Origin of the sequence: Leuconostoc mesenteroides subsp. mesenteroides ATCC 8293 (genome assembly GCF_000014445.1) — a bacterium.
In the GTDB taxonomy this organism is placed as follows: Bacteria; Bacillota; Bacilli; order Lactobacillales; family Lactobacillaceae; genus Leuconostoc; species Leuconostoc mesenteroides.
Window position 1 is genome coordinate 1,615,675 of record NC_008531.1, and the last position, 12,615, is coordinate 1,628,289.

Sequence of the window (12,615 nt, forward strand, 5' to 3'; positions counted from 1 at the left end):
TTAATATTTTCCTTTAAGTACATCTTCCACTTGCGCACGTCGAATACCAAATGCTTGCAATCGTTTCAACAATTGTTTTCCGTTTGCATAACCAATATGCAACTGTTCACCAACAAATGCCCGCTTAACACGCGCTTCTGGCCCACTTAGTAGTCCTAAATCTAGAAGAAATGAACGATCAATATCTGAAGTTATTCCAATTGCGTGCACTGGTGTAATAACATTGGCCAATGCATTTCGCAATGTATCTGGCGTTGCGTGTTCAACCCCCAATGATTTATGCGGATTATCTTTTGTTGCACGTGCTTCTGCCTGCGTCAAGTAGGCTTGTTTAGCTGTGGGTACTGCTTCTGTAACCATATGACGAATACGCTGACCATTAAAGTCTGGGTCAGTTAAAATAATTATTCCTCGCGTTTTAGCTGCTAATTTAGCTCGCTCAATCGCATCTTCATTAACCGCACTACCACCAGTTTCAATAGTATCCGCAATAACTGCACGCGCAAGATTTTGCGTATCTGATCGTCCTTCAACAACAATCATTTCGTTAATTTTAGGCAACTCATTCATGATTTAAAAATAAACGATGTGCATTGCCGCGTGTCACATCTGATAAGTCTTTAGCTGACATCTCTAATGTTTCAGCCAGGCTATCGATGACAAACTTAACTAACGCCGGCTCATTCGTTTTACCACGATAAGGTGTAGGTGCCAAATAAGGAGCGTCCGTCTCAACCAAGAGACGATCTAGAGGAATTGTTTTTGCTGCCTCACGAACTTCTTCGGCTTTTTTAAAACTTACAACACCACTAAAAGAAATGTGCATTCCTAAATTAATAAATGCCTTAGCCTGCTCTGGTGTGCCAGAAAAACTGTGCATCACACCCTTTTTCACACCTGAATCTTTTAGTATTTTATAAACATCTTCAAAAGCATCACGATTATGAATAATGACGGGTAAATCAAATTTTTTAGCTAACTCAAGATGCTTTTTAAATGCTGCAATTTGGACATCGTGAGCTGTTGTTTCCCAATAATAATCCAACCCCGTCTCACCGACCCCAACAACCTTTGGCTGTTGTAGTTGCTGTTCCAATGTGATAAACGCCTGATCATCAAAATCCTTTGTATCCTCAGGTTGAAAACCAAGAACTGCATAAATATTATCATGGTTATTTGAAATTTCTAATGCACGTTCATTACTTTGTGCATTGTATCCCACCACATTCATTTCCATTACACGAAACTCATTAGCTCGTCCAATATACGCTGGCACGTCATGAAATAATTGGTCATCGTTCAAATGCGTATGGGTATCATAACTATCTGTTGGTGTTTTCGTTGGATCATATATCGCCATTTTAGTCTCCAGTAATAAATTATTCTTTGTTTAGTATATCATGATAAGTACATTACTAATAATACACACGTTTAAAATGAAAAAACCGCTACTTAAGCGGTTTTTTCATCACGTGCAAAATGTTTTAAAACACCGTTAACAAACTTACGATCATCTTCATCAGCAAAAGTTTTTGCTAATTCAATAGCTTCATCGATGGCAACTTTGTATGGGGTTGCTTCGACAGCAGTTAATTCGTAAATTGCTAACCGTAAAATAACTAAATCAGCTTTGTTGATGCGGTTAATCGCCCAACCTTCAGCTAAATGTGATGAAATTTTTTCATCCAAATCTGCCTTGGAACCTAAAACACCATTAACTAATCGTGGCAAATAGTCATCAAATTGTTTGCCATTAAGCACAATTTCGTATAAATCATCAATTTTATTACTTTGTGGATCTTTTTCTAATGCAAAAAGAACTTGAAATGCAGCTTGTCGTGACTCATGTCGCGTTAAGTTTGCCATTAATTAGCTACCTCATTCTCACCAAATAAATTATCAGGATCAATCGTATGATCCGGTTTTTCCGGTATAATTCCGCTAACGTGCACATTAACACGCGCTACCTCTAAATCTGTCATTGACGAAACTTGAGACTTAATTGCATTTTGAATGTTTAAAGCTATTTTTGGTACTGGAACACCATATTGCAAGAAAACATACGCTTCAATCACTAAGCCATCAATTGTTTGCTGTAATTCAACGCCCTTTCCGCGGGCAGTTGATCCAAACACACTGGCAAATCGGTCTGATAATTTACCTCTCATTGAGTAAACACCAGACACCTCTTGTGCCGCGATTTGTGCAATGACTTCAATCACTTCTGGCGTTACCTGCGTGGTTCCAGGTACTTCACTCTCAGTGATTAATAACAAATTCTTAGTAGTTGCTTTATTGTATTTAATTTCTTTGGCCATATTTGCTCCTCGAAAATAGTTTCTAAAATAAAAAGTTCCGCGGGGGAACTTTTTATGATAAACACGTTCACTACCGCTCAAATGTTACTTGTAACTAGGCAACAATCGTGCATTTACCTTAATTAGGCGCGACCTTTGTACGAACCATCTTCAGTGTTAATAATAATGGTTTCACCCTCATTAACAAAGTCAGGTACAGTAATAGTAGCACCAGTTTCAACCGTTGCTGGCTTTCCTGAACCAGTTGCTGTTGCGCCTTTGATACCTGGTTGCGTTTCTGTTACCTTCATTTGAACAGTTGATGGTAGTTCTGCACCAAGCACTTCATTACCAAACATGGTAATTTTAACTTCCATACCTTCAAGCAAAAACTTCAAAGCATTTTTTAAATATTCATCAGGAATGTTGATTTGATCATAACTTTCAACATCCATAAATACACGGCCATCATTTTCAGCATATAGGTAAGACATTGGTCGTGTTGTGATATCAGCTTGTTCAAACTTATCTCCAGGACGGAAAGTAACTTCATTAACCGCACCAGTTCGTAAATTCTTCAATTTTGAACGAACAAACGCACCACCTTTACCAGGCTTAACGTGTTGGAAATCCAAAACACGCCAAATTGAGTTTGAGTATTCAATAGTCAAACCTGTCTTTAAGTCATTCATGCCGATTGCCATGATTAGTATCCTCTTTATCCGATAATATAGTTTATTATAACAGAAATCCGTAATTTATGCAGACTTCAAACAAGTTAATATTCTATCACAAATCCTGATTAGGTTCAATATTTTTTTTGTTTAACTCCGGTTGGACAATTAAGTTTTGGAAGCGTTTCAGTGTTTTAAGAAAGGATTTGCCTTCTTCTACACCAAAAATATCCAACCATTTATGAAAACGCTGTTGCACTTTCATCGTCATCTGTTTTTCAACAGCCTTCCCTTCTGACGTCAAAACTAGTAGCACACGGCGATGGTCTTTTTCATCAGGCATATGTTTTAAGTAGCCACAATCAAATAATGGTTTTAATTGGCGAGCAACAGCTCCTTTGGTTACACCACGATCTTTAGCTATTTTGGTCATCGTTAGTGGCTCATCACTATCCGCAACAGCGGCCATAATAAGCCACTGCTCAAAAGAAGCACCATATTCGCTCGTTGGTTGCGAAATTAGTTTTTCAAGATTCTTTAATGCCGACATATATACATTAATAGATTCATTCAATAATTCTGAGTTTTGCATACATCAACCTTCAAAATTTTCTAAATACTCGAACATTGCATCAATTGAATCAAACATTTGAATACATCTCATATCATGCTCACTTACAAAACCATCTTCGTAAACTTCATTTAACCATGCCCAAAATTTATCATAGAAACCGTTAACGTTAAAAAGTGCCAACGGTTTATCGTGTAAATGAATTTTTGACCAACTGATAACTTGTGCTATCTCCTCTAAGGTTCCAAAACCACCTGGTAGCACAATAAAAACATCAGAATTATCCATTAATAGTTGCTTACGATCTGTCATCGTGTTCACTTCTATTAACTGCGTAATTTCTGAAGCCTCAAATGCCTCCTCAGCAAGATTACGAGGTGAAATCCCTAGAACTGAACCACCGGCTTCCATGGCACTTCGGGCGGTGGCACCCATTAAGCCATCCTTCCCTGCGCCAAAAACCAACTTGATTTTTTTCAGAGCAATTCTTTTACCAAGTTCTTCTGCTGCCTCTATGTACTGTGGGTCATTACCTGATTGTGATCCCATAAAAACGCCAATAGATGATATTTTCATATGTTTATCCCTAATAATAATTTATCAATTATTGGTTTATTAATCAAGCAAGTGGTTGAAATCTTAGTTTATGTGGTAAACTAGAAAATAAGGTTTTGTTCGTGACAAATTACTATACTATATTTAATGGAGGCATTTATGATTTATAAAATTTACTACCAAGAACACCCTGAACGCAATCCAAAGCGTGAAACAACAATTTCAATGTACATTGAGGCCGAAAGTTTGCCACAAGCACGTGAAATTATTGAAGAAAACACAGAATACAATGTGGAGTTTATCGAAGAATTATCTGATAAGGCTGTAACTTATGAAAAGGCCAATCCTAACTTCGAAGTTACAACATTCTAATGACATATTCTGTAGATATCAAACCTAACGAAGTCGCAGTTTATGCGCTAGGCGGTTTAGGCGAGATTGGTAAGAACACGTACGGTATCGAGTACCAAAATGAAATTATCGTCGTCGACGCGGGCATTAAGTTCCCAGAAGACGAATTGCTCGGTATTGATTACGTTATTCCTGACTATACTTATTTAGTTGATAATATCGATCGCGTTAAAGCACTGGTTATCACCCACGGACACGAAGACCATATCGGTGCAATCGCCTACTTTTTGCAAGCTGTTAATGTTCCAGTTTACGCTGGCCCATTAGCAATGGCATTAATTAAGAACAAACTCGAAGAAAAACAGATGCTTAATCGCGTCGAACTTCATGAAATTACTGATGGCTCAGTACTGGAATTTGATCAGTTAAGTGTCGAGTTTTTCCGTACCACTCACTCTATACCTGACGTATTTGGTGTAGCTGTACACACACCAGTTGGGACTATTGTAGAAACTGGTGATTTTAAGTTTGATCTGACACCAACTACTAAGCAGCCACCTAACCTTTGGTCAATGGCACGTATTGGCGAAAATGGTGTATTACTCATGATGAGTGATTCAACCAATGCTGAACGCCCTGAATGGACGAAGTCAGAAGCATGGGTAGCAAAATCTGTTAACCATATATTTGATAAAATTCAACATGGACGTATTATATTTGCAACGTTTGCTTCTAATATGAACCGTGTTCGCATGGCTACAGATGCAGCTATTGCACATGGGCGTAAAATTGCGGTATTTGGCCGTTCAATGGAATCAGCTGTTACTAATGGTCGTGCCTTGGGATATCTAAATATCCCTGATGATATGCTGGTCGAACAATCAGAAATCAAACATATTCCTGACGATGAATTACTTATTCTATCAACTGGTTCTCAAGGTGAACCGATGGCTGCCCTGGCACGAATTGCTGAAGGAACACATAAGCAAATTCGTTTGAAGCCAAAAGACAATGTTATTTTCTCCTCTTCACCAATTCCAGGTAATACAGCATCTGTAAACGCTGTTATTAATAAATTACAAGAAGGTGGCGCTAATGTCATCTACGGTAAAGTTAATAACATCCACACTTCTGGTCACGGTGGTCAAGAAGAAGAAAAGTTAATGATTGCTTTGTTGAAGCCTAAATTTTTCATGCCTGTTCACGGTGAATATCGTATGTTAAAAGTCCACGCTTCATTAGCACATGAGCTAGAAGTACCAGAAGACCATACTTTCATTTTAGAAAATGGTGATGTCTTGGCTCTGGATGGTGAAAATGCACGCGTTGCTGGACATTTCCCTGGCGATGACACATACATTGACGGATCAGGAATCGGTGATATCGGTTCAGTTGTGTTACATGATCGTCAAAAGCTGTCACAAGATGGCTTAGTTGTTGTTACTGCAACAATCGATTTGAAAAAGAAAGAGATTTTATCTGGACCAGATATTTTATCACGTGGTTTTGTCTATATGCGTGAATCTGGCGATTTGATTAATGAAGGTCGACGTGTCATTTTCAGCACAATGCGCCGCGTTATGAATAGTTCAAACAATAGCGAGTCAGATATTCGTCAAGCTGTTATTGATGACTTGTCTCGTTTCCTATTCAAAGAAACAGCTCGCAAACCAATGATTATGCCAATGCTAATTTTGGTTTAAATAAAACCGCTATGTATCAACATTTACAAGAAGTTGATTAGCGGTTTTTGTTTTACTTATTTTCTAAAAATTCACTATTATTCATTATTTTTCACTTAAAATTTACTACATTTGCTACAAATTTACTACAAATAAAAAACCGACTAGATTAATTTCTAGCCGGTTTTTTAACGAGTTTCATCTATATAGAAACCTAGCAGGATGCGCAATAAATTGATAATCACCTTGGGAGGATATTATCATGGAGTTTGACTGCCAGCTAGGCGTAAAATAATTCTACTATATTGACATGCATTTTTGCAAGTAAAAAGCCTAACAGATGAATAAGCGAACAAAAATAACTCAGGTAATTATACTTATAGAGCGAAGAAAGTCTGTTAGGCTTAAAAATAATTATACACTACTAATTTTAAAAAGTGTTTTTAAATATTTTGTAATAAAAAGACCCGATAGGGGTAAAGCTTCTCGGAATGCTATCGGGCCGCGTAATTACTTTTAATATAATTACATGATTATTTTAACCAATAAATTCTCCGAAAACAATAACTAATATTAAATCCATCAAAAATCGCCAAGTTCTACATTTACGTTTGTTTCTTTCTTGATATGTTTCGCTAATTCAGGCATACGATCCTTTTCAGATTCATTATATCTACCTATTTGTTCAGAATGTGTGGCCATACCTATTTTGGCGTACTCAAAGAACACGTTTAACTGCTTGGAATATTTTTGATACACGATGCGCACCCAATACAGGGTGTTCTTCTGTTTAGTGAATCGCTTCTTGATTTCTTCGATTAGTTTGTCGTCGTAGTTCATAATGTCACCTCTATGACATTATACGAACACTTGTTCCTTATTGCAATTTTTTATTTATAAATGAAATATAGTATAATTACCATTATATAAAGATTTATGGAGAATAATTCATCATGGATGGAACTATATCGGAGACAGAAGTTCACAAAGGTTGGAATATTTATACAGACGTATCTTATGCCTGTGATATCCTTTTTTATGCAATCGCAGGCATAACATCGATTGTAACCTTCATATTTGGTAATAAAACATTTGTAATGTTTTGCCTGATGACCATATTACCGACCACTATAATGCACATTTTTTTGTTTGGTTTCTTTCGTTATTATTACAGCAAACACAGGTTTTTTAAAATCTATGTCACGGTATTTACTATTGGATTTGTATTTTTAATGGCCGTATTAACAACAAACGCAATTAATCAAAACGTTGTATTTGATTACCTAGTTCATAATTTAGGCCAAAAAATGGTTAATAAAATATTTGAATTTATCATGCTAATTTCAATCATAGAAATCATTACCTTTAAGATGACTGTAAAATCGCTTTCAAAAGAAATAACATCTTACGTAACTGACAAAAGGGGATAATAAACCATGAACATGATTTTATACTATGTTATCTGTTTACCTCTTGTTTTAATTATTTCTTACATTCTATCTATATTTATGGTTACCAAAAGCTTTTTCTTTTTTATGATGACATTTGTATTAGCAATAACATCTAGAATAATAAGAAAAAAACGTATTACACTAATACAAGACGATATGAATCGTGATGTAAATAAAATATTATCATCATTACATGATTGGACAGATGATCAAGTGATAGAATTACTTAACCAACCATCCTCTAATCCCGAATGTGCTATAAATGCTTGGAGACAAGCAACTGATACTTCAATTAATCGTTATGAATGTTCTGAAGAAGAGGCTAAAGACATAATTAAGCTCCAAGGAACTTACAGTTTAATTAAGGCTATCAGAACCTACTCCGTCTTATTATCAACAAATTCAGAAATGCAAAACTATATTCATAGCAGCTGGGGTGAACTTAAAAAAACTTTTAGAGAAAACAAAACTAGCAAAAATGATAACAATGACATTAAAAATTTGTTCGTAAACTTTACCAAAGTTATTATAGATAGTGATATTGCAAGCAGTAAAGATTCTGCGACTAGCAAGATAAAATAAAAAACGCCCAACTGAACATTACAGTCGGGCATTTTTTAAGTTATTCAGTTTTCTTATCTTCCGTTTTACCAAACCCGTTGGCGAAACCATCAATAATAGAGGTAATCGACTTCGTAGCCGTTTCATTCAACCCGGTTGAAGCAAAACCAGCCCATACACCTAGCACGATGTCTTGCACTAACTTTGTGTCTTTGGTGTAAAGTGATAAGCCTACTGCTACCAAGGCACCTACAATTACAGCTATTAAGGGAACAGATGATTATTAATTTTGGTAGGTTTTAGCACCTGCACAATTAACCACACGATTACTAAAATCGCGATATTTGAATCTACATTAAATGTCATTATTTCTCCTTATTTGATTGTGGCAAACGCCTTCATCATGCTGACTGGTTCGCCGCCAATTTCAACATTGATAGTTGTTGCTGTTTGACTAATCACTTTGTACTTACCGTTCAAAGTGAAGTACTCCATACGTCCGTTGTTGCCTTGAATATATTGATTACTCAACTTATTACCATATTTATCAGTCAATGTCATAGCTGAAATAGGAATATAGTTGTTGTAATCAATAGGCTTGATACTCATATCAATGTTGACACCGTACATTTTGTTATTGTACTTAGTCCAGTAATCAGCAACATATACACCACTGAAGGTTGCGTATTGTGTCTTAGCTGGTGTACTTGGCGTGTTAGTTGATTGACTTGGCTTAGAAGCAACTTGCTCAGCTGGCTTGTTGTTATCCAATGAACCAACCACCATGACGTTGCCGTCAACTCCGTAGTGATTATCAGCGTATTGCCAAATCTTCACGTTGGAATAGTTAGGGAAATATTGCATAGGTGGTGTTGCTTGATGTGCTGTAGTTAAGTACCAAGCTAACCACAAAGCGTTAGGATAACGAGCGTTAATACGACTTAAATCAACGTATGAGTTCACATAGCTAGTGTAGCTATAAAACATAGGCTTATACCCAGAGGCGTAAATCTGATCCATGAACGCTAGAATAGCCGTTGTATTATTGGCCTTGTTTGCACCAGCGCCTGCTTCATAATCCATTGCGATGTATGAACCTTTGGCTAGCCCTGCATTTTGTGCATCTTGAACGGCTAACTGAGCTGAATAAGTAGCTTCACTCACCGAGTCACCTACTTGTGCCCAGAAGTAACCGCCTGTTTGCATACCAACTGCATCAGCGTTGTGAATCTGTGCGTAGGCTTTCGGGTTACTATAATGAGCACCCTCACCGCCACCTCGTCCACCTAGCTTAACCATAGTAAAGTTATCGCCAACTTGCTTAAACGAATTGAAATAATTTGCTGTATCACCTTGATAACTGGCAACATCAATGCCATTAGTATTAGCTGACACGCCTGTGATCATTGCACCAAAAAAGGCAACCGCTCCGATTGAAGCGACTACCCATCGTTTTAATTTATTCAATTTTCAAACCTCCCATTTATCGTGTTTCCACGTTTCCAATTTAGTAAGCCGTATCTCATGGTTGTCCGTGATACTGTTAGATATTTTTAGCTCGTCTTTTAAGCTAGCGATATCCGTTCTCAATCCATTAATTGAGTTCACAATGGTATTCTTCAATACCCACCACAAACCACCCAGAAGAATAGACCCCACACTTAGCCAACTCAACAAATCATGTGGCATTTGCATTTATTCACCTCCTTTCTTTAACGACCTACTGGCAATGGATAGCTCATAGAACCAACCAAATTACCACAATGATTATCTACAACCCTTACCCATAATGTAGTTGTGTCATTCACATAACTGATAACAGGGTAGATTGAAGTAGCACCAATATCACTAGAAGCTGATGCAATTTCCACGTCTGGGCGTAGGCTCCATGGAACGCGCCCTATTTGATTACCATTGTTTGCCTTAGATACGTCTACTCCACGCCATCTAAGGAACATAACATTGTCCCTTACACGATATTGAGCGTAACAAGGGGCACCATTATCAGACCACAATTTTGAGCCAGTACTAGCAATATCAAGGTTTAGCCATCCGCTGTCATTCAACATTGGGTTATGTTGTGTAACTGTTCCTGATGTAGCAGTAGTACTGAATGTAGCTAATGGTAATTCATAAATAAAGCCACCATTGTTAAGGTCTTCTTGTACTAAATCACCTGTTACAGCACTAGGATATACTTGATTAATTGTTGGGTAATAGTTTGGTTGCCCTGCTTGTCCTTGTACCGTGTTAGCCTTTGATAGGTCAACAACGATGCAAAGATTACCGTTTGAGTTGGCTGGTAGTGTGATTTGTGTAGGACTTGTAACCTCTACTAAGCGCCCCAGAACGATTACTTGCCCTGTATCAACGGTTGCTGTTAGTCCATTGACTGTTATTTTTAATTCCTTACCTCTTTTTAATACTCCTGAAGTATCACCACCTAAAGCTGATTGTGCTGATGCCACTTCGCGCGGTGTGACAAAAGCACGATCACTGGTATACATTGTTATGGCCATTACTATTCCTCCTAATTTGTGGTGCTAAACAAGTCATTTCGTCCAAAGCGTAGATTACCAAAGGTAAGATTAACTACTTCTGAACTACTGTCGATACTGTAAGCTGTAAGAACTGACTTATATTGTGTGTTATCGTAATAAATATTTGATTTTAGCCCTAGCTTTACTTTTTCTAAGGGTAGGAAGTTGTTTCCTAGTTGTGCACTAAATTGAATACTATGAGAGTAAGTGTTTGCTGATAAATTACTTTGTGCTATTGAGTCGTAAGTAGGGTTATCAGTCGCTGTTTTATCAAATAAATATATCTGTACCTGTGTTGGTTTAGCAACGCTATCTGTAAGGCTCTTACTTATAGAACCATCTTTAGTGAGCCAATAGCGTGATAATACTGTAGGGCTTTCCATGTCTGTCGACGCCTGGTCTACGATCCAAAGCTCGTTATTGTAATTTCGTAGGTTTCTTGAATCACTAACTACCCAATTATTGAAATCATAGACATCATTTTTAAAATTCCAGGTGTCTGTTGCCTGATGAAAGTCAATTTTTGGATAATAAAAAGGCACCTCGTTTGAGATGTCTTGCCCTATTCCTGTTATTTCAAACACTGTATTATGTAGTTTGAATCCACGTATTAAGTAGTCTATAAAATTGCTTGTACTAATTCCATCTGATGAGGTTACTTGAAAGGCTGTGTTAGTCGAGTTGGTAAGCCCCTTATTGAGTAAGTTAGTGCCTATATTAGAGTTAATATAGTTGTTTATTAGCTTTAATATATGAGATTCATAGCTATTACCACTCTTGCTACCCACAATAATGTCACCGTTAAGTAGATTCCAAATATAATTAGCACTTAGGGTCATAAGATTACTAGAATCATCTACATCTACTGTGATTATCTGCCCGTAGTACATTAATGTTGCGCTATTATTTGGTCTAACAGCCACATAATCACCTTTCATAATGTTAGTGTTCTTATCAATCGTGAATGAACTGGTAGCATTACTTAAGGCATCCATCTGAATATCATAGCTGAATAACTTATAGGTACCTTTTATAACTAATTTAGCACTATCAAACACTGTAATATCAAGCGCCAAACTCATACTATCAGCCTCTCTTCTTTGAAAGTTACGTCCAGTTGAGCATTTTCATCTAAATAAGCTAATAGAGTTGATGTACCTTCTGGCACTCTTAGATAGTTGTTAACTGAAAAGTCTGCTAATTGACTAACATCACTGAACGTGCCATCTGTGTTATACACTCTTGCGTACTGGTCTTCTGGATAAGAACTAACGATTAACCTCTGGTTATCAGCCAAGTACAAGCTAAATTTAGCTTTACCAACCACTGCACCATCTTGGATAATCTGCCATTCTGGGTAGATGTTACATCTACCTGTGATAGTTATCAAGGATGGGCTACCTGATTGAACGCCATAATATTCACTGTTGTTGTCTAACGTGATCGCTTTTTCACGCCCCGTTACATTGCTTTCAATGTAAACAAATCCATATTTAGTAGCCATTTAAACCTCCTATTCATATCAAATATGTACACCCAAAAAGGGTATTGTATTATCCTGCTGTTGTTGTAGATGTTTGAGCATCTTCCACTTCATAAACCGCATTATCGAAATCAGTCTTATCTTTGCGCACTTGTAACTTATTAGCTTCATACAAATCTTGATTCTGGATTGTCATGTTGCTTGATGTTCCTGAATCTGAAACATTAGCGCTAAAGTAAGCAATTGCTTGACCATCTGTTGTTTGTGAAGTTGCGTTGATTGATACACTTTTATTAATTGTCATTATTTAATTTCCTCTTCTTGTTCTGACTGTGCTTGTTCTTTTGCTTGATATTGCGCTACAACTGACTGTAACTGTGCGTTAACGTAAGTTAGATTAGTCAGTTGTTGCAGTAAATTGTTAATTACGTCTTCCTGTCTTGGTTGCAT

The 12,615-nt window shown here is 37.0% G+C and carries 20 protein-coding genes; 4 read left to right on the forward strand and 16 right to left on the reverse strand.

The features are described from left to right. The 7 genes from rnmV to LEUM_RS07930 all read right to left on the reverse strand — a co-directional run bounded on the left by rnmV (position 1) and on the right by LEUM_RS07930 (position 4,118). A complete protein-coding gene (gene rnmV / locus LEUM_RS07900) occupies positions 1-570 on the reverse strand; it encodes a ribonuclease M5 (protein ID WP_002815380.1) in 570 nt (189 codons plus the stop codon). Then, a complete protein-coding gene (locus LEUM_RS07905) occupies positions 563-1,360 on the reverse strand; it encodes a TatD family hydrolase (protein WP_011680263.1) in 798 nt (265 codons plus the stop codon). Before LEUM_RS07905 ends, rnmV begins: the two co-directional genes overlap by 8 nt. Before the next feature lie 92 nt (positions 1,361-1,452). After that, positions 1,453-1,866 (reverse strand): transcription antitermination factor NusB, encoded by a 414-nt coding sequence (nusB, locus tag LEUM_RS07910; protein WP_002815382.1) that lies wholly within the window; start codon positions 1,864-1,866, stop codon positions 1,453-1,455. After that, positions 1,866-2,318, reverse strand: coding sequence for an Asp23/Gls24 family envelope stress response protein (locus LEUM_RS07915; protein WP_002815384.1), 453 nt, complete (start codon positions 2,316-2,318; stop codon positions 1,866-1,868). Before LEUM_RS07915 ends, nusB begins: the two co-directional genes overlap by 1 nt. A gap of 122 nt (positions 2,319-2,440) precedes the next feature. Then, positions 2,441-3,001: an elongation factor P gene (gene efp, locus LEUM_RS07920; protein ID WP_002815385.1), complete on the reverse strand. Its 561-nt coding sequence runs from the start codon at positions 2,999-3,001 to the stop codon at positions 2,441-2,443. A gap of 85 nt (positions 3,002-3,086) precedes the next feature. After that, positions 3,087-3,563, reverse strand: a complete 477-nt coding sequence (locus LEUM_RS07925) for a MarR family winged helix-turn-helix transcriptional regulator (RefSeq protein WP_011680264.1) — start codon at positions 3,561-3,563, stop codon at positions 3,087-3,089. Positions 3,564-3,566: 3 nt separating this feature from the next. Continuing rightward, on the reverse strand, positions 3,567-4,118 hold the full coding sequence (locus LEUM_RS07930; protein WP_011680265.1) for an LOG family protein: 552 nt from the start codon (positions 4,116-4,118) through the stop codon (positions 3,567-3,569). A gap of 138 nt (positions 4,119-4,256) precedes the next feature. Between LEUM_RS07930 and LEUM_RS07935 the strand changes: the two genes are divergently transcribed. Beyond that, positions 4,257-4,469, forward strand: a complete 213-nt coding sequence (locus tag LEUM_RS07935) for a DNA-directed RNA polymerase subunit epsilon (protein WP_011680267.1) — start codon at positions 4,257-4,259, stop codon at positions 4,467-4,469. Next, a complete protein-coding gene (gene rnjA, locus LEUM_RS07940; RefSeq protein ID WP_011680268.1) occupies positions 4,469-6,151 on the forward strand; it encodes a ribonuclease J1 in 1,683 nt (560 codons plus the stop codon). The genes LEUM_RS07935 and rnjA overlap by 1 nt, the downstream gene beginning before the upstream one ends. Before the next feature lie 561 nt (positions 6,152-6,712). Here rnjA and LEUM_RS07945 read toward each other — a convergent pair. Next, on the reverse strand, positions 6,713-6,970 hold the full coding sequence (locus LEUM_RS07945; RefSeq protein WP_010692177.1) for a hypothetical protein: 258 nt from the start codon (positions 6,968-6,970) through the stop codon (positions 6,713-6,715). 113 nt (positions 6,971-7,083) lie between these two features. Here LEUM_RS07945 and LEUM_RS07950 point away from each other — a divergent pair, with 113 nt between their 5' ends. Together LEUM_RS07950 and LEUM_RS07955 are read left to right on the forward strand one after the other, a co-directional pair. Further along, positions 7,084-7,560, forward strand: a complete 477-nt coding sequence (locus tag LEUM_RS07950) for a hypothetical protein (RefSeq protein ID WP_011680269.1) — start codon at positions 7,084-7,086, stop codon at positions 7,558-7,560. Positions 7,561-7,566: 6 nt separating this feature from the next. Beyond that, a complete protein-coding gene (locus LEUM_RS07955) occupies positions 7,567-8,163 on the forward strand; it encodes a hypothetical protein (protein ID WP_011680270.1) in 597 nt (198 codons plus the stop codon). A gap of 40 nt (positions 8,164-8,203) precedes the next feature. On the opposite strand, the gene LEUM_RS10890 is transcribed toward LEUM_RS07955, so the two are convergent. The 8 genes from LEUM_RS10890 to LEUM_RS10720 all read right to left on the reverse strand — a co-directional run bounded on the left by LEUM_RS10890 (position 8,204) and on the right by LEUM_RS10720 (position 12,615). After that, positions 8,204-8,386, reverse strand: a complete 183-nt coding sequence (locus LEUM_RS10890; RefSeq protein WP_011680271.1) for a hypothetical protein — start codon at positions 8,384-8,386, stop codon at positions 8,204-8,206. Positions 8,387-8,517: 131 nt separating this feature from the next. Beyond that, positions 8,518-9,609 carry a GH25 family lysozyme gene (locus LEUM_RS07965; protein ID WP_011680272.1) on the reverse strand — a complete coding sequence of 364 codons (1,092 nt, stop codon included), beginning with the start codon at positions 9,607-9,609 and terminating at the stop codon, positions 8,518-8,520. A 3-nt stretch (positions 9,610-9,612) separates the two neighbouring features. Then, positions 9,613-9,837: a hypothetical protein gene (locus LEUM_RS07970; RefSeq protein ID WP_011680273.1), complete on the reverse strand. Its 225-nt coding sequence runs from the start codon at positions 9,835-9,837 to the stop codon at positions 9,613-9,615. Positions 9,838-9,854: 17 nt separating this feature from the next. Then, positions 9,855-10,661 carry a hypothetical protein gene (locus LEUM_RS07975; protein WP_011680274.1) on the reverse strand — a complete coding sequence of 269 codons (807 nt, stop codon included), beginning with the start codon at positions 10,659-10,661 and terminating at the stop codon, positions 9,855-9,857. Between the two features lie 11 nt (positions 10,662-10,672). Next, a complete protein-coding gene (locus LEUM_RS07980; protein WP_011680275.1) occupies positions 10,673-11,764 on the reverse strand; it encodes a hypothetical protein in 1,092 nt (363 codons plus the stop codon). Further along, a complete protein-coding gene (locus tag LEUM_RS07985) occupies positions 11,761-12,186 on the reverse strand; it encodes a hypothetical protein (RefSeq protein ID WP_010284188.1) in 426 nt (141 codons plus the stop codon). The genes LEUM_RS07980 and LEUM_RS07985 overlap by 4 nt, the downstream gene beginning before the upstream one ends. Before the next feature lie 49 nt (positions 12,187-12,235). Further along, positions 12,236-12,469 carry a hypothetical protein gene (locus LEUM_RS07990; RefSeq protein ID WP_010284206.1) on the reverse strand — a complete coding sequence of 78 codons (234 nt, stop codon included), beginning with the start codon at positions 12,467-12,469 and terminating at the stop codon, positions 12,236-12,238. Further along, positions 12,469-12,615 carry a hypothetical protein gene (locus tag LEUM_RS10720; RefSeq protein ID WP_011680276.1) on the reverse strand — a complete coding sequence of 49 codons (147 nt, stop codon included), beginning with the start codon at positions 12,613-12,615 and terminating at the stop codon, positions 12,469-12,471. Before LEUM_RS10720 ends, LEUM_RS07990 begins: the two co-directional genes overlap by 1 nt.

Bases quoted from the DNA above. Each gene is read 5' to 3' on its own strand.
- LEUM_RS07945 (WP_010692177.1), bottom strand. From the start codon at position 6,970: ATGAACTACGACGACAAACTAATCGAAGAAATCAAGAAGCGATTCACT.
- LEUM_RS07975 (WP_011680274.1), bottom strand. From the start codon at position 10,661: ATGGCCATAACAATGTATACCAGTGATCGTGCTTTTGTCACACCGCGC.
- nusB (WP_002815382.1), bottom strand. From the start codon at position 1,866: ATGGCAAACTTAACGCGACATGAGTCACGACAAGCTGCATTTCAAGTT.
- rnjA (WP_011680268.1), top strand. From the start codon at position 4,469: ATGACATATTCTGTAGATATCAAACCTAACGAAGTCGCAGTTTATGCG.
- LEUM_RS07990 (WP_010284206.1), bottom strand. From the start codon at position 12,469: ATGACAATTAATAAAAGTGTATCAATCAACGCAACTTCACAAACAACA.
- efp (WP_002815385.1), bottom strand. From the start codon at position 3,001: ATGGCAATCGGCATGAATGACTTAAAGACAGGTTTGACTATTGAATAC.
- LEUM_RS07935 (WP_011680267.1), top strand. From the start codon at position 4,257: ATGATTTATAAAATTTACTACCAAGAACACCCTGAACGCAATCCAAAG.
- LEUM_RS07980 (WP_011680275.1), bottom strand. From the start codon at position 11,764: ATGAGTTTGGCGCTTGATATTACAGTGTTTGATAGTGCTAAATTAGTT.
- LEUM_RS07905 (WP_011680263.1), bottom strand. From the start codon at position 1,360: ATGGCGATATATGATCCAACGAAAACACCAACAGATAGTTATGATACC.
- LEUM_RS07950 (WP_011680269.1), top strand. From the start codon at position 7,084: ATGGATGGAACTATATCGGAGACAGAAGTTCACAAAGGTTGGAATATT.
- LEUM_RS07970 (WP_011680273.1), bottom strand. From the start codon at position 9,837: ATGCAAATGCCACATGATTTGTTGAGTTGGCTAAGTGTGGGGTCTATT.
- LEUM_RS10720 (WP_011680276.1), bottom strand. From the start codon at position 12,615: ATGCAACCAAGACAGGAAGACGTAATTAACAATTTACTGCAACAACTG.
- LEUM_RS07985 (WP_010284188.1), bottom strand. From the start codon at position 12,186: ATGGCTACTAAATATGGATTTGTTTACATTGAAAGCAATGTAACGGGG.
- rnmV (WP_002815380.1), bottom strand. From the start codon at position 570: ATGAATGAGTTGCCTAAAATTAACGAAATGATTGTTGTTGAAGGACGA.
- LEUM_RS07925 (WP_011680264.1), bottom strand. From the start codon at position 3,563: ATGCAAAACTCAGAATTATTGAATGAATCTATTAATGTATATATGTCG.
- LEUM_RS07930 (WP_011680265.1), bottom strand. From the start codon at position 4,118: ATGAAAATATCATCTATTGGCGTTTTTATGGGATCACAATCAGGTAAT.
- LEUM_RS07955 (WP_011680270.1), top strand. From the start codon at position 7,567: ATGAACATGATTTTATACTATGTTATCTGTTTACCTCTTGTTTTAATT.
- LEUM_RS07915 (WP_002815384.1), bottom strand. From the start codon at position 2,318: ATGGCCAAAGAAATTAAATACAATAAAGCAACTACTAAGAATTTGTTA.